This is a genomic window from Bacillus sp. A01H (assembly GCF_045277205.1).
GTDB classification, from domain to species: domain Bacteria; phylum Bacillota; class Bacilli; order Bacillales; family Bacillaceae_G; genus Bacillus_A; species Bacillus_A paranthracis.
The window spans coordinates 1,715,006-1,731,191 of sequence record NZ_CP117702.1 but is presented as its reverse complement, the minus strand read 5'-3'; the positions used below and the strand labels follow the sequence as shown (position 1 = coordinate 1,731,191).

Genomic DNA, 16,186 nt, shown 5'->3' with positions numbered 1-16,186 from the left:
CGGCTACTTTGCCGCTTTTTTCCCCGTATGAAAGGCCAGTAAGCCTCCACTGATTAAAGTTTTACTTTATGTTAAAATATTAATGAAATTTGATTATGTGGGGGGGCTTTTTTGAATACTATATTCATGTTCATTTGTATTATATTAGTAGCTTCTATTTTACAAACAAGTACCGGTTTTGGCTTTTCTATTATGGCAACACCTTTCTTACTCATGTTATTTCTACCACAAGAAGCTATACAAATAAATATCATTTTATCATTCATTATTTCTATATCACTCATTTGGAAAATAAGAATGGACATTGATTGTATTCTACTGAAAAGATTAATTTTCGGCAGTATAGTTGGTGTTCCTTTTGGTATTATCATTTTCACTTCTATTAACATCAACACATTTAAATTAGCAATTAGCATCCTACTCTTACTATTAACTTTGATGCTAATCTGTAACTTTAAGATTCAATCAACAAAATCTAGAGATTTCATAGTTGGCGGATTATCCGGTCTTTTAACGACAAGTATCGGTATGCCAGGACCCCCCCTGTTACTGTACTTTACAGGAACTGATACAAAAAAAGAGAAGCTGAGAGCAACTACTTTAGCTTTTTATCTATTTATATATTTCATTAGCCTACTAACGCAAATACTCTTTACTGGCACAAACAAGACAATTTGGGAATCAAGTTTTTACGCTATTCCAATCGTATTTCTAGGTTTGTATATAGGTCAAATTATTTTCAAATGGCTTAATCAACGAGTTTTTAAAATATTTACGTATATTCTTTTGAGTTGTACAGGTATATATCTTCTTATTGAAAGTTTGCATTTGTTATAAAAGGTGCTTTAGTATGTGTCATAACGGCGGATAAGTTTTCAATATTTTTAAACGTGATAACAATAAAAAGCGGCTATTATGCCGCTTTTTATTTTCAAATTAAATATTTTAAAACTAGAAGCCCACCCATCGCTATTACAAACACATTGAAAAAAATCAGCCAACTTTTTTCAAACTCTTTATATCTCTCTTCTTTCACCCCGCGTTGTTTTAGCTTCTCAATTACAGTTTTCAGTTCTTGCTCATGCTCGGTACTTCCTAATTGTATATAGTTATTATCTATAGTAATTCCATATACATTCTTCATTTTTTTATGTCGCGAAACTGCTTGAATTGAGTTGATTAACACATTGTACTCATTTATTTTTTTGAAATAACAATCTAACGATTTAATTCGTAATCTTGTATTTGTTAAAACAATGTAATAATAAAAAGTAGCACCTGCAGTTATTATACTTGGGATAACTTTAGAATTCACAAGGCTCCCCTCTTCCACTAATATTTCACATTCAATTTCTTCTCCTTCTTGTAACTCTTTCCGAACTGATTCTTCCAACATTTGCACCGTTAATTTCTTCAATAATTCTCCGTTTTTCACATAATACTTATCTACATTTATAGTCTCATCCGCTTCTTTCTCTAAACGTGTAATCTCTTCCTCTGAATATTGGAGCTCATTTAACATAGATAATAATCTTTTATCCATATTACACACTCCCTTTCCACAGTTTTTGAATTTTTTTCTTCCCGCGTGAAATTCGATTATATATATAATCCACCGTTACTTTTAATTCTTTTGCAATGTCATCAATGGAATACCCATCAATATACCTCTTTAAAAAGATATATCGATCTTTCTTATTTAAATCTTGAACTATTTCCATAATCTCTTCTTCTTGTTCTATTTCATACCTATCATGGACACCTGTATCTATTTCTACGTCTTTATCGATTTTATTCTCTTTATATACTTTCTTTTTATATTCCAGTGCCTTTAATTTAGTAATACCAATCATCCAAGATTTTAAGTTGCCCTTCTCTGTATCAAAATGGTCGATATGAAACCAAATAACAGTAAATACATCGTTATAACAATCATCCACATATTGTTTCTCCATAGGGGTACTTAACGATTTATGAATAATGTACAAAATTAATTTTCCATATTGATCAATCACTTCTTTCAAAGCATCTTGATCGCGTTTTTTCATAGCTATAATGAAATCCTCTTCAGAATTGAAAATCATAAGCATCTTCCTTCCTCAATTCCCCTTTAGCAGCTGCCTTTACTTACTATTGGTATTTCATTCTCATTTTCTATCACTTTTGTAAAAATTTTTTAATTTTTATTTCTATGTATATGATAACAAACAAAATACCTAAGTTCAGAAAGTAGTATCTACATTCTGAACTTAGGTATTAACAATCAAACTATTCACTTATGCTAACGTTTCATCACAAGTCTCTGTTACGTTTTTAAAATATTGCAAGTTCTCCTTCGCTTCAGCTTCATTAAATAAATTGAGTTGCTTCATTATTTCAGTAGCAAATTCAACGTACGCAGACCCTACCGCTGTTATTATTTTTCCATCAACCGTTACATCTTTGTTTTGTTTATATTCCCATTCATGTAAATGAGCTAATTGTTTTTCATCTGATGTTAATGATGTTGAGAATTTCTTCTTATTCAGCACCCCTGCTGCATGTAATAAAGATGTTCCGGCACAAATACCCGCTATCCATTTATTTTGCTTATGTAATTTGTTCACAATAGATAACAATTGTTCATTTTCTAAATGATCAAAAATATGTCCGCCTGGTACGATAAACACTTCATAGTCCTCTATTTTAATTTGCTCAATAGAGACATGTGGTTGACACAAAAAACCACCTTCTCCTGTAACTGTTTTTCCGTCTACAGTTGCTGTTATTATTTCAAATTGCTTACTTATCAAAAATAAACTCGCTATATTCACTTCAAATTCTGCAAATCCATCAAACAAAAAAATTAAAGCTTTTTTCATATTATCTCCTCCCCCTATACTTATTCGAAGACAATTATATTTCTCCTCCAAAAAAAGGTAAACCTGCATCACAGGTTTGCCTTTTTTCTCATTTCTTATTAAATCCTTTTTCACTTAAAAACTCTTTCATATGCATTCTTTTTTCTTTAGACATAAATGAACTCATCGATTCCGTCCATGTTACGTTTTTTTGATTTGATGATCTTTCTTTATAATACGCGCTCATCGTTTCGTCGTATTCGTTTAATAATTCATCATATTTCTTTTCATCATATCCATTTTCATGAAGGATAGCTGCTATCGGTAAACGTGGTTTCACTCCGTGATCTTCATCTGGTACACCGACTGTCATTCCGAATACAGGATATACTTTATCTGGTAAATGAAGCAATTCGCTCACTTCTCCCGGATTATTACGAATACCACCAATATAACAAATACCGTATCCTAACGATTCTGCTGCTAACGCTAAGTTTTGCGCAAAGAGTGAAGCATCTACCGTTGCTACGATAAAGTCTTCCACTCCTTCATGCTTTATCTCTGTACCATGTTTTTCACATGCCATTTCAAGTCGTTTTAAATCTGCACAACAAACAAAGAATGCTGCGCAATCTTTCACATGACGATTTCCGGATAACTCTGCTAGTTTCGCCTTTAAGTCTTGATCGGTTACATATATAACAGAGTAAGCCTGTACAAAATGCGAGGAAGCAGCATGCTGCGCAGCTTGCACCATTCTTTCTACTACATCTTTCGGAATAGGTTCTTCTTTATATTTACGAACTGAAACGTGTTGCTCCATTTTATGTATCATCTCATTCATGAAAATCACTCCTTTTTCTCTTCATAATGAAAAATTAACATATCTTTTCCAATATTCACAACTTATAAGCACAAAAAGAGCAATTCTTTTTGAATTGCTCTTTTTAAAAGATCTATTAATACGGTAAATGAAATTATATCGTCGATTTTTTCAATATATCAACGATTCCCTGCACTATATCGACGATTTTTCAAATATATCGTCGATTCGACAAAGAATATCGACTTACCGACAAATAACGACAAACTCACTCCGAATTATTCCTTATCTTATTACGCTGTTTTCAACACTTTAACACCTTTTACGATATTCCAAATGAAGTAATAAATCCCTACAAGAATGAATACTGCATATGTGATCATGATCCCAATTCCAGCACCATCAGATTGATTGAATCCTAAACCGTATATTCCTGATATCGCTACCCCTCCGAATAAAATTGCATATGGGAAAATATGTGACCAAAATGCTTTTTTCGCGTGATATTTCACTTCATCCTCTGCAACGAAGTACACGATAATTGGTAATAAAAATGGGGCAAAAAAGATACTAAAGTAACATAGTGAAGATAATATATTATTTCCTTTCATCCGATTCACCTCTAAATAGTTTTTGTTATCTTCATTATGTCAGGAATCCATTCTAGAAACTATCGCTTTACCTTTCATTAAGATGACATATTTGTAAGATTCCTCTCAAAAAATCCCGCCTAGAATGCTAGGCGGAATCACTTCCACTATATTCGATTCATAAACCAATATTGCGTAATGGCTAAATATTCACGTATATTCGATGGAATGACAATTCGCTTCGGTGTTTCGGCCGGAAGACCTTCTAATTGTAAACCTTGCTTAGCTGCTATTTTTTTCGCTCTAAACATGTGGAAATCGTTTGTTACGATCATTCCTTTTTTCATATTGTCCGGAATTAAAGGTTTTGAGAATTTAATATTTTCATCTGTACTCGTTGACTTATCTTCCATGATAATGCGATCTTCTGCAATTTTTAGTTTCATTAATCCATTTTTCATTGCTAATGCTTCTGAAATATCTTCCCCTTTTCCTTTTCCTCCAGACACAATAGCAATTGCTTTCTCATGTGCTTTCAAATACTCAGCTGCTTTATCAATACGATATTGCAATGAGTACGATGGTTTCGTTCCGTTTACTTTCGAGCCTAATACAATGATATAATCAGCTTCATAGGTCGCATTCATGTGCCCATGCTTATAAATGTTATATTGTAAAAATCCCACATAAACGGCGCAAACCATTATAATTCCTATCATATACTTCATTATTTTTTTCTTTCTCATATCTATATACTCCTATGTTCTTTGCTTCTTTCATGATAATATCCATTTATTTGTTTGTATACAGACAAATTCCAAATCACCCTAATTTATCCTCTAGAAAGTAATATTTATATTTCTTTCGGGAACAGTAAGTACAACTTTGCACGAAGGAGTGTCTCTATTGCTTCTCTTTTTATGTAACGTATCGTTCTTTTTTATTTTATTTTTACTATCACTTAAGATGCTCGGTAAATCAGCTTTAGCACAACTAACTCCTCATGATTTTGGTGCGATTATCTTTTTATCTTATTTAGCTTTTCAAGCCATACCAGTCTCTGGTGCTTTGCAAGCTTTTCTCGGTATGGTTGTAATTACATGTTTACATTTAATCCTTACAAAATTAAGCCTATTCAACAAACTAAATCGTTTTATTCTTGGGCACCCGATTATTTTAATTAAACATGGTGATATTATTTTTGAGAACTTACAAAAAAGTAGGTATCCCATTGCTGAATTACTTTCTAATCTTCGCGTTGCAGGATACCCGAGTGTTCATGAAATTGAATACGCTATTTTAGAAGCGAATGGAGCCATTAGCATTTTACCAAAGCGTGAACTTGTACCATTAACTCCGAAAGATTTGAATATAGATGTTAAGTATGCTGGATTACCAATTGCCCTTATCGTCGATTCACAAATTCAATACGATAACTTAAAGTTAATTCATAAGGACGAAAAGTGGTTATATAAAGAATTAAAAGAAAAAGGAATTACAAACATTAAAAATGTTGCCTTTGCGTCTGTTCAAGAAATTGATGGATCTTTTGCTATTAGTTTAAAAAAATAGAAAATCCCCTTCATTTCTTAAGGGGATTTTCTTCATTATATCGCTTCTTTCTTTCCCGCCATATTTAATGGAACAGGATGTTTCATACGATTCATCGTAAATACTATAATCGCTGTCAATACTTCCGCTACTGGCATAACGAGCCAAATTCCGTTTATCCCAAATAATTTCGGCATAATCCATAATAATGGAATAATAAATAGTAACCCTCGGCTCATTATAATAAGTACTGATTTTGTCGTTTGTCGCACTGATTGGAAGTACTCTCCATATACAATGTTATAGCCTAAAAATACGTATTGGATAAAGAACAAGCTCATACCCGTTAATGTTAACTCCAATAACTCTGGAGATTGGACATCAAATAGACCAATAATATATTTCCCAAAGAATAATCCGACAATTATTGCAACGCCTCCAAGTACAACTGCAATTTTCACAGCAAACTGTAATCCTTCACGTAATCTTTCTGATAAATTTGCACCGTAATGGAAACTAGCAATTGGTTGTAACGCTGCTCCAACGCCGAAGAATAGTAGTAATGTCATCGCATGGATACTGTTTACCATCGCATAGGAAGCTACTCCTACTTCTCCTGCATATTGAACGAATGCAATATTAAAACCAATCGTTACAATCGCTACTGTACTTTCGGCTGTAAAGCTCGGGAAACCGATTATCATAATTTGTTTTACTGTATCCCATTCAAAATGGAATTTCGTCCATTTTAAAATACTACTTTTTCTAAAGAAATGCGTTAATAATACAAGGAAACCAATCGCTGCCGAAAGAATAGTTGCTGAAGCAGCTCCTGTTACGCCCCATTTAAAGATGAAAATAAAGATATAGTCAAACACTATATTTAATACAGCTGTTACAACTAAACCTGCCATTGCTAAATTAGGATTTCCATCATTTCGTATAAATGTACTTAAAATATTTTCTAAAACGTATATCATTCCAAATGTTAATAATACGTGTAAATAGTCTAATGCATACGGTAAAATCACTTCGTTTGCACCGAATAAGTATGCTAAGTCTTCTATTCTCCATAAGCAAATCGCCGCTAAAACGCCTACAATAATGACTGCTACCGTCATGGATTGAGTAAAAATAGACCTTGCTCTTTCAATTTTATTTTCACCTAATGCAATGGAATATAACGTTGCCCCGCCCATTCCAATCCATAATGAAATAGAGAAGAAAATTGAAAACGCTGGAATAGCCACGTTTACTCCTGCTAAACCGTTTGCTCCAACTCCTCTACTAATCATGACAGCGTCAATTACAATATTCACTGACATTAATACCATTCCAAGAACGGCTGGTATTAAATAAGAAATAAATAAACTTTTTATCGGTTTTTCTCTTAATTTTTCTGTTGCTTCCATACTATTTTGCTCCTTTTTTTCAACTCTCTTTTCTCAGTTTAAACCTTCAAGTAACTTGAAGGTCAATAGAGAATTTGAAAAATAGGTAACTTACTTATCGTGTTTCATGCCAATTTGTAATGATACGAGTGCTACAACTTATTGCTTTATTTTTTCATTATAGGAATTTGAATTTCTGTTACTTGCTCCTCTGGATTTTCTGTTACAGACCAATCGATTAATCCAATCTCAATCGCATCTCCACTTACTTCATACCCTTCTTGATCAATGTATGCAAGTAATTCCTTATACGTTGCATCTGTTTCTTCATACGGTCCATGATGATAAGAACAAGCATATAAACCTTCCTTAATCTCATCTGAAGTATGCACTTCATACGGCATATAATCCAAAAGAATAAACACACTACTATATGCTTGAAACTCATTTTGCATGAATCCTTTTTTCGCGACTGTTACACCGATATCTCCAGAAAATAAGCTATCATCCATTTGCCTCATATTTTTTTGCAACGAATGAATGTAGTACTCAAACATATCATCCGTCGTATCCGGGGCAACCGCAATAGCTGTTATTTTTCGCTGCGGGATCTCTTTTATTACCACTTGTTCAGCTTTTGCTTTTGTTGCTTCCTTAATTAAATGAATTCTATGCTCCATTTTCGCCAAAGCATACTCAATTTCTCTTTGTTTTTTCAACATCATCTCTTGTTGTTTTTCCAGTAAATTGAGTGCATATGCTGGATTTCTTTCATCAATATATTTCTTAATTTCCTTTAATGGAATGTTTAATTGGCGTAAAAACTTAATCGTATCTAATAGTGAAAATTGATCGATTGTATAATAACGATAATTTGTTTGCGGGTCCACAGTGGACGGATGAAAAATTCCCTTCTCATCATAATAGCGTAAAGTAGATTCCGCTATATTATGCATTTTTGCCATTTCTCCAATTGTAAAGCGTTTATTTAATAACATCTTTTATTTCCTTCCATTTCTATTTATTTCATTATATGTTCATTCTGTCTTCAAAACAAAAAAGAATTCCCACAAGAGAATTCTTTTTATTCATTATTACACCTCTATAATTATAGGAAGGATCATCGGTTTTCTTTTCGTATTCGTATATATATACTTCCCTAAAGCTTCTCTTACTTCTCTTTTCAAAATACCCCAACTATTCACTTTCTCTTTCTTCAAATTATTAATTGTAATAACAGCTAATTTATTTAATTCCTTCAAAAACTCTTCTGAATCACGAACATAGACGAATCCACGAGAAATAATATCAGGACCTGAAATTATTTCTCCATCCACTTTATTAAAAGTAATAACTATAACGAGCATTCCATCTTCTGAAAGTTGTTTTCGATCACGTAATAATGCATTTCCAACATCACCAATTCCTAATCCATCTACATATATATTTCCTGCTTGTATTTTTCTCGATTGAACGGCCACTTCATTACTTATATCTACAACATCTCCATTACGAACGATAAAGATATTCTCTTTTTCAACACCAATTGATTCTGCTAACAAACTATGGTGATGTAGCATTCTAAACTCTCCATGAATTGGGATAAAATATTTTGGCTTCATTAATGTGAGCATTAACTTTAATTCTTCTTGATATGCATGGCCAGATACATGGACTCCAGTAGAACTGCCTGATCCGTAAATCACTCTTGCCCCTAATGCAAATAAGTTATCGATAATTTGCGAAACATTACGTTCATTTCCTGGAATAGGAGTCGCAGCTATAATAACTGTATCTTCTGGTAAAACATCTACTTGCCTATAGTTTCCACTAGCTAAACGCGCTAAAGCTGCCATTGGTTCTCCTTGACTTCCTGTACAAAGTATTGCGACCTGCTTTGAATCTAAATGATTTACCTCATTTGCTTCAATTAGCATACCATCTGGAATATTTAGATACCCTTTCTCTAGAGCAACTTCTACTACATTTACCATACTTCTGCCGAGCAAAGCCAGTTTTCGATTTGTTTTTATACAAGCTTCAACTATTTGCTGAACACGATTCACATTAGAAGCAAATGTAGAAATAATTACTTTTCTATTTGCTTTCATAAATATTTCCTCTATCCGTTCTCCTACCGATCTCTCTGATGGAGTAAAACCTGGTCGTTCTGCATTTGTACTTTCCGATAGTAAAGCTAGTACACCTTCACTACCTATTTTAGCCATTTTATGAATATCAGGATGTTGGTTATTTACTGGTGTTAAATCAAATTTAAAATCCCCAGTATGTACTACATTACCTTCTCGAGTATGAAACACAATACCGAGACAATCTGGAATACTATGATTCGTTTTAAAAAATGTCGTCTTAATAGAACCGAGATCAATTTCTGATTCTGCGTGAATGACGATTAATTCTGTATCATTTTGAAGATTATGCTCTTTTAATTTAATTTCAATTAACCCTAACGTTAACTTCGTCGCATAAATTGGTACGTTTAGTTGTTTTAAAAAATATGGTATTCCGCCAATATGGTCTTCATGTCCGTGCGTCACGACTAGCCCGCGAATTTTTTCTTTATTTTCTTGTAAGTATGTGATGTCTGGAATGATTAAATCAATTCCTAATAAACTTTCATCTGGAAATTTAGATCCACAATCAATAACGACAATATCATTTTCATATTGAATAGCGTACATATTTTTCCCTATTTCATTTACTCCACCTAAAGCAACGATAGACAAGTTATTTTTTAATGACTTCAAATGATAAGTCCTCCCTTTCACATTTATAATTCGTGAAATAGCATTTAGGCTTTATTATTTGTAATGAAAAAGGACTTCATACTATTTCATACATATAAAATCCACACGCTAATCTTATATGTATATCCCTAATAACACCGTCTCTCTCTAAAAAAGCTCCCATTTTTTCATTGATTTTTTACAAAATATATTATATATTAATTACAGGTTCAAATTACGAGTTCAAAAGAACTTGTAATCAGACCCTTTGTTTAATGGGTTTTACATATTTTCATTAGGCAAATTCCGAGAAATCGTATGATAAAAATAAAAATGATAAGGAGAGGATCCGATGGAATTCGAATTTTTCTTTCAAATTGCACTTATTTTATTAAGTACAAAGCTTGCTGGTGATCTTAGTGTTAGATTAGGCCAACCTTCTGTACTCGGTAAATTAATTGTCGGTATCGTTATCGGTCCAGCTGTATTAGGTTGGATTGAAAACTCAGAACTTCTAACACAATTAAGTAATGTTGGTGTTATTCTTTTAATGTTTATGGCAGGACTTGAAACAGACTTAGAGGAATTAAACGCAAATCGTAATTCTTCTTTAGCTGTTGCACTTGGAGGTATCATTCTTCCATTCGTAGGTGGTTACGTTTCTGGTCTTATTATGGGAATGGAACAAGGAAATGCTGTATTTTTAGGATTACTTCTATGTGCGACAAGTGTTAGTATTTCCGTACAAACACTTCGCGATTTAGGAAAGATGAAAACACGTGAAAGTACAACTATGCTGGGCGCAGCTGTATTTGATGACATTCTTGTCGTTATTTTATTAGCATTTGCAATGAGTTTCCTAGGTACAGACGATGTTAACTTAACAATGATTATCTTGAAGAAAGTTGTATTCTTCGCTTCTATTATTTTAATCGGATGGAAAGGTGTTCCTGCGATTATGCGCTGGTTATCACCGCTACGCGTATCTGAGTCTATCGTGAGCGCGGCTCTTATCATCTGTTTCTCATTCGCATATTTCGGCGAACTATTAGGAATTGCTGGTATTATCGGTGCTTTCGCAGCTGGTATCGCTATTTCTCAAACGAACTACAAACATGAAGTAGAAAAGAAAGTAGAGCCAATCGCTTACGCTATGTTCGTTCCAGTATTCTTCGTAAGTATCGGTATGAATATTACATTTGACGGTATTGGCGATCAAATTTGGTTCATCCTAGCATTAACAGTAATCGCTGTATTAACGAAACTAATCGGTTGTGGCTTAGGTGCACGAATGACTGGATTTGATGCTAAGTCTTCTGCAATTATCGGTTCTGGAATGGTTTCTCGTGGTGAAGTTGCACTTATCATCGCAGGAACAGGACTTTCTTCAGGTCTACTAGCACAAGATTACTTTACAGCTATCGTTATTGTCGTTATTTTAACTACAATGATTACACCACCAATGTTAAAATACACTTTTGGTGCAAAAGATAAAGCAATGAAAGCAAGTAAATAAGTTTAATAAAAAAGAAGCTTACTATCTTATAAGATAGTAAGCTTCTTTTTCGTTTTATCTTTAAACAATTCCGTTCGTTTTTAACCATTTTCAAAAATAATTCGTGCTTCATCATCATCAATATCATTACGAAATGAATACACCATAATGCCATAATCATCTACATATTCACCTAGCTTCATTTCCTCCACTTTCTTATAAAAATCGTCTACCTCATAGTGTGGAATATACGCATCCCAAACTGGTTCATGTATTCTTTTGTACGCTGTCACTTCTAAATCATATCCATCTTCATAATATCCGATGTGATAATGTTTACTAGTTTCATATTTCTTCATAATAAATTCCCCTCTCTTTGAAAATTTATCATATTTCACATCATAAACAAAAGCGAGCTGTATATTACAGCTCGCTTCATTCATTAAATACGTTCCATCGCTGTCTTCAACGTTCCAACAACAAAGGCAATTTCTTCACTTGAAATAATAAGCGGTGGTGCTAGCGTTAAAACGTTATTATATCCTGCTGTTGTCATACCGTTTCGTCCTATAATTAACCCTTTTTCTTTACAAGCATTTACAACACTTGCAATTTTGTCATTATCAATTGGCTCTTTCGTCTCTTTATCATTTACTAGTTCAATTCCAACTAGTAGTCCTTTTCCTCTAATATCCCCTACAAGTGGATGTTCTCCAATTTCTTCTTTTAATTGCTCTAATAAAAGCGAGCCCATTTGTGCAGAGCGCTCAATTAAATTTTCATTCTCCATAATTTCTAAGTTTTTAAGTGCTAGTGCACAAGCTGCAGGATTTCCACCAAATGTATTAATATGACGGAAGAATTCATATTCTCCCTTTCCTTTAAATTCTTCATATATTTCTTTTTTCACAGCTGTTGCTGATAATGGTAAATATGCACTTGTAATCCCTTTTGCCATTGTAATAATATCTGGTTTCACATCATAATTCATAAATCCAAATGCCTTTCCTGTACGCCCAAAACCGCAAATCACTTCATCGCTAATGAGCAAGGCACCGTGTTTTTGACACGTTTCATGAACAGCTTTCATATAGTCTTGTGGCGGCATTAAAATGCCTCCGCCTGTAATAATTGGTTCCATAATAAAAGCTGCAATCGTTTCACTTAGTTCCCATGTCATGACCCGATCTACTTCTTTTACACATTCTACATCATAAATGTTCTCTCTTTCTATTCCAGGCATACGATAACAATCTGGCGGCGTTACATGTAAAAATCCTGAAGCAAATGGCTCATATTGATATCTACGCTGCGCTTGCCCTGTCGCTGCCATCGTTGCCATTGTATTCCCATGATAGCCGCGGTAACGTGACATAAATTTATAACGATGTGGTTCACCTTTTTGCGCATAGTATTGTCTTGCTATTTTAAAAGCTGTTTCGTTTGCTTCCGAACCACTATTAGAGAAGAAAATAACATACTCTCCTCCAAGCCATTCATTTAATTTTTCTGCAAGCTTTATAGCCGGTTCATGTGATTGTGACATCGGAAAGTATGATAATGTTTGTAATTGCTTATAGGCCGCCTCTGCAAGCTCTTTTCTTCCATACCCGCTATTTACACACCATAGACCACTCATACCATCTAAATATCTTTTTCCTTGTATATCTTCAACCCAGCACCCTTCTGCTTTTGCCCCTACCATTGTACTATTTGGACTAAAGGGACGCATTCCGTGCCAAACATATTGCTCATCTTTTGCTAATAATTCATCAGTCTGTTTCGTTTTCATCATTTCTTCCACCTTCCATAACAACTTATTTTTCACAAAAGCTGCGCTGGTACCATGATGATTTAAATTTCTCCCTGCTTATTTTCATTCCACAAAATTAAGACAAATCCTACTTACAAAGCAGTATTATTTACAAGAAAATGACAAAAGAAAAAGGAGCTTTTCTTATCTATCGAAAAGCTCCTCTTTTTTAATGCGAAGACGCGTCACTAATACCATGCCCAGTATTAGATTTCACGAGAATTTCATCAAATTTCGCTGCATCTTCTTTCTTACTAGATAAAACAGTTCCTAAATACGCTGCAAGAAATCCAAGCGGAATCGAAATAATTCCGGGTGTCGTATATGGGAATATCGCTTCCCCGACAAATATAGCTTTTCCAGCTACAGGGTTCCATACATTTGGGCTTAACGCTACAAGAACAATAGCTGATACAAGACCAGCAATCATACCAGAGATGGCACCTGTTGTATTGAAGCGCTTCCAATATATTGTGAATAATATAACTGGCAAGTTTGCACTCGCTGCAACTGCAAATGCTAACGAAACTAAAAATGCTACGTTCAATGTTTGAGCAAATAACGCTAGTATAATAGACAATACCGCTACTCCAATAGACGCATAACGAGCCATGGATACTTGCTCTTTTTCCGTTGATTTCCCCTTGCGGATAATTTCATTATAAAAATCATGTGCGAATGCGGATGCTGCTGTTAATACAAGGCCTGCCACTACAGCTAAAATCGTTGCAAAAGCAATTGCTGATACGAAAGCAAATAAGAAATCTCCGCCCAATGCTTTCGCTAATAAAGGTGCTGCCATATTACCAGCAGGGTTTGCTTTCATAATCGCCTCATTTCCTACAAACGCCGCTGCCCCAAATCCTAAGAAAATTGTCATAATATAAAATGCGCCAATTAACCACGTAGCGTATACGACAGATTGACGTGCTGTTTTTGCATCACGTACTGTAAAAAAGCGAACAAGAATGTGTGGTAATCCTGCCGTACCAAGGACTAGTCCTAAATTTAAAGATAGTGTATCAAGACCATCTTTATACTTTACTCCTGGATTTAAAAACGAATCTTTTAATGGAGTTGCTGTTTTCATTTGAGCAAACATTTCCGTCACACTAAAATTAAATTTTGCGAAAACGATAACAGAAATAATAAATGTACCAGCCATAAGTAATACAGCCTTAACAATTTGCACCCAGCTCGTCGCGGTCATTCCGCCAAAAATAACGTACACTGTCATTAATGTACCAACAATTAAAACGGATGTTGTATATTCGATCCCTAATAATAACTTAATAAGTGCACCCGCCCCAACTAATTGTGCAATCATATAAAAAATTGAAATCGTCATCGTATTAAGCGCTGCAACTCCGCGAACTTTTTTCGCGTCAAAACGCGCCGCAATCATATCCGCTAACGTGTACTTCCCTAAATTCCTTAGCGGTTCTGCGACAAGGTATAGAACAACTAAATAAGCAACTAAAAAGCCGATACTATAAAAGAAACCATCAAACCCAGTTAATGCGATCGCTCCAGCTATACCAAGAAAAGACGCAGCAGACATATAATCTCCCGCAATGGCCAGACCATTTTGCCAACCAGTTAATCCCCCTCCAGCTGTATAAAACTCACTCGCATTTTTCGTTTTTTTCGATGCAAAATAGGTTATGACGAGCGTACCAAGGACAATAATTAAAAATAGTGCAAATGCCGTCGTATTCAAGTTCAGCCCCTCCCTTTTTGCATATTTTGTAGAATTTTTTGCGAGATTTCATCAAAGGATTCCGCCTTTTTGCTATAAATCATACATAAAGCCCAAGTCATAATAAATTGTGCAAAAGCAAATACCCACGCCCACGTAACATCACCAAATGCCGGTGTATTGAGTACCTTTGAATACGATGTTAAAATAGGTAACGCAATAAAAAAACTTAAAAAGAAAATACTCATTGGAACGATAAACTTCTTTTTCTTATTTAATAACAATTGAAATTCTTCTGACTGAACAACCTCTGTATAATTCACCTCATTTTGTAACTTACGTGCTGACGTATCATCTCTTTTCATTCTCTTATCCCCTCTCTTACTAGAAATGCAATTCCCCCTTGTATACCTAAAGACTAAATTTTATAAATATTCAGAAACTTATTTTCATTTTAGACAATCCATACATTCCTGCAAAGATTTTTCGATAGACATTTTTCGGCATTTTCCCCTAAGTTTTTAATATACTTTTTCAAAATAAAGTGACACCTTACTTATTTTTTCCTCATTAAAACAAAAGCAGTGCTTAACGCACTACTTTTTTCTTTTTTTCCTTTTCTAAATTACGAGCTGTTTCGCTTAATTCAACGTCTTTTCCATCTTTAAGCGTTCCAAATATGAAATCGAATACTGGATTTGAAACACCAAACCAAAACTTTTCATTTTTATAATGGTGTAATATGTGCTGTTTTTTTAGCCATCTTCCAAACTTAGTAACAGGACGAATTGGCTTATGTGCAATATAATGTTTCCATTCATAAACGAGAAGCATAATAATCATTCCAATTCCGAACGAAAGTGCAATAGTAACACTTTTTGTTATAGCATATGATATAAGTAAATATATAGTAAAACTCGGTATACTAAACCATACAGGTAAAAATAACAGTTTTAAATCATCTGGATAGACGTGATGGTCATAATGTAATCTTCTTAGCATTTTTAATAAAAATACGTTTTTAGGTGGTTTTAAGTGAAATAAAAAACGGTGTGTCATATATTCGTTTAGCGTATAAAAAATAATACCAAACAAACAAGCTAACAAACCGATCCATGTGAAAAATTGCATTTTTAAAATAATGATAAAAACAAATAAAATACTATACATAATAACGATATCATGTTGTAAAAAGAACTCTTTCCCCACCCTCTTCATCTTCCTTCCCCCTTTTCAA

16 protein-coding genes and 1 pseudogene are annotated in these 16,186 nt (G+C 33.9%); 3 read left to right on the top strand and 14 right to left on the bottom strand.

Going from position 1 to position 16,186, the window contains the following annotated elements; all coding sequences use genetic code 11:
* The first annotated feature begins 111 nt into the window (after positions 1 to 111).
* The gene (locus tag PSR14_RS09200; protein WP_001092070.1) at positions 112 to 837 is read left to right on the top strand and encodes a sulfite exporter TauE/SafE family protein; all 726 of its coding nucleotides are present in this window, start codon (positions 112 to 114) and stop codon (positions 835 to 837) included.
* Between the two features lie 94 nt (positions 838 to 931).
* Here the strand turns inward: PSR14_RS09200 and PSR14_RS09195 are convergent, their stop codons facing one another.
* The 6 genes from PSR14_RS09195 to PSR14_RS09170 all read right to left on the bottom strand — a co-directional run bounded on the left by PSR14_RS09195 (position 932) and on the right by PSR14_RS09170 (position 4,972).
* The gene (locus PSR14_RS09195; RefSeq protein WP_000361347.1) at positions 932 to 1,543 is read right to left on the bottom strand and encodes a flagellar motor switch protein FliG; all 612 of its coding nucleotides are present in this window, start codon (positions 1,541 to 1,543) and stop codon (positions 932 to 934) included.
* Between the two features lies 1 nt (position 1,544).
* Positions 1,545 to 2,090, bottom strand: coding sequence for a sigma-70 family RNA polymerase sigma factor (locus PSR14_RS09190; protein ID WP_002170295.1), 546 nt, complete (start codon positions 2,088 to 2,090; stop codon positions 1,545 to 1,547).
* Positions 2,091 to 2,276: 186 nt separating this feature from the next.
* Entirely contained in the window at positions 2,277 to 2,861 is a 585-nt protein-coding gene (locus tag PSR14_RS09185; RefSeq protein ID WP_074532064.1) for a type 1 glutamine amidotransferase family protein, read from the bottom strand.
* A gap of 88 nt (positions 2,862 to 2,949) precedes the next feature.
* Positions 2,950 to 3,684: an oxygen-insensitive NADPH nitroreductase gene (gene nfsA, locus PSR14_RS09180; protein WP_001004521.1), complete on the bottom strand. Its 735-nt coding sequence runs from the start codon at positions 3,682 to 3,684 to the stop codon at positions 2,950 to 2,952.
* 272 nt (positions 3,685 to 3,956) lie between these two features.
* Positions 3,957 to 4,274 carry a DUF4870 domain-containing protein gene (locus tag PSR14_RS09175; RefSeq protein WP_000678046.1) on the bottom strand — a complete coding sequence of 106 codons (318 nt, stop codon included), beginning with the start codon at positions 4,272 to 4,274 and terminating at the stop codon, positions 3,957 to 3,959.
* 146 nt (positions 4,275 to 4,420) lie between these two features.
* Complete coding sequence (locus PSR14_RS09170) at positions 4,421 to 4,972, bottom strand: YdcF family protein (protein WP_306447215.1); 552 nt, start codon at positions 4,970 to 4,972, stop codon at positions 4,421 to 4,423.
* 187 nt (positions 4,973 to 5,159) lie between these two features.
* On the opposite strand from PSR14_RS09170, the gene PSR14_RS09165 reads away from it, so the two are divergent.
* Positions 5,160 to 5,825 carry a DUF421 domain-containing protein gene (locus PSR14_RS09165; protein ID WP_000923930.1) on the top strand — a complete coding sequence of 222 codons (666 nt, stop codon included), beginning with the start codon at positions 5,160 to 5,162 and terminating at the stop codon, positions 5,823 to 5,825.
* A 35-nt stretch (positions 5,826 to 5,860) separates the two neighbouring features.
* Here the strand turns inward: PSR14_RS09165 and PSR14_RS09160 are convergent, their stop codons facing one another.
* The 3 genes from PSR14_RS09160 to PSR14_RS09150 form a co-directional block, all read right to left on the bottom strand.
* Entirely contained in the window at positions 5,861 to 7,216 is a 1,356-nt protein-coding gene (locus PSR14_RS09160; RefSeq protein WP_000388378.1) for an MATE family efflux transporter, read from the bottom strand.
* 146 nt (positions 7,217 to 7,362) lie between these two features.
* A complete protein-coding gene (locus tag PSR14_RS09155) occupies positions 7,363 to 8,193 on the bottom strand; it encodes a MerR family transcriptional regulator (RefSeq protein ID WP_074532067.1) in 831 nt (276 codons plus the stop codon).
* 96 nt (positions 8,194 to 8,289) lie between these two features.
* On the bottom strand, positions 8,290 to 9,963 hold the full coding sequence (locus tag PSR14_RS09150) for a ribonuclease J (RefSeq protein WP_098487356.1): 1,674 nt from the start codon (positions 9,961 to 9,963) through the stop codon (positions 8,290 to 8,292).
* Between the two features lie 331 nt (positions 9,964 to 10,294).
* On the opposite strand from PSR14_RS09150, the gene PSR14_RS09145 reads away from it, so the two are divergent.
* Positions 10,295 to 11,458, top strand: a complete 1,164-nt coding sequence (locus PSR14_RS09145) for a cation:proton antiporter (protein ID WP_000393887.1) — start codon at positions 10,295 to 10,297, stop codon at positions 11,456 to 11,458.
* 60 nt (positions 11,459 to 11,518) lie between these two features.
* On the opposite strand, the pseudogene PSR14_RS09140 reads toward PSR14_RS09145, so the two are convergent.
* The 5 genes and pseudogenes from PSR14_RS09140 to PSR14_RS09120 form a co-directional block, all read right to left on the bottom strand.
* Positions 11,519 to 11,880: pseudogene (locus PSR14_RS09140) on the bottom strand (DUF3986 family protein).
* On the bottom strand, positions 11,880 to 13,229 hold the full coding sequence (locus PSR14_RS09135; RefSeq protein WP_000850972.1) for an aspartate aminotransferase family protein: 1,350 nt from the start codon (positions 13,227 to 13,229) through the stop codon (positions 11,880 to 11,882). Before PSR14_RS09135 ends, PSR14_RS09140 begins: the two are co-directional and overlap by 1 nt.
* Before the next feature lie 190 nt (positions 13,230 to 13,419).
* Entirely contained in the window at positions 13,420 to 14,970 is a 1,551-nt protein-coding gene (locus PSR14_RS09130; RefSeq protein WP_001098246.1) for a cation acetate symporter, read from the bottom strand.
* 2 nt (positions 14,971 to 14,972) lie between these two features.
* Positions 14,973 to 15,314 carry a DUF485 domain-containing protein gene (locus PSR14_RS09125; protein ID WP_000817360.1) on the bottom strand — a complete coding sequence of 114 codons (342 nt, stop codon included), beginning with the start codon at positions 15,312 to 15,314 and terminating at the stop codon, positions 14,973 to 14,975.
* Positions 15,315 to 15,537: 223 nt separating this feature from the next.
* Positions 15,538 to 16,167 (bottom strand): sterol desaturase family protein, encoded by a 630-nt coding sequence (locus PSR14_RS09120; protein ID WP_000832150.1) that lies wholly within the window; start codon positions 16,165 to 16,167, stop codon positions 15,538 to 15,540.
* Positions 16,168 to 16,186 lie beyond the last annotated feature (19 nt).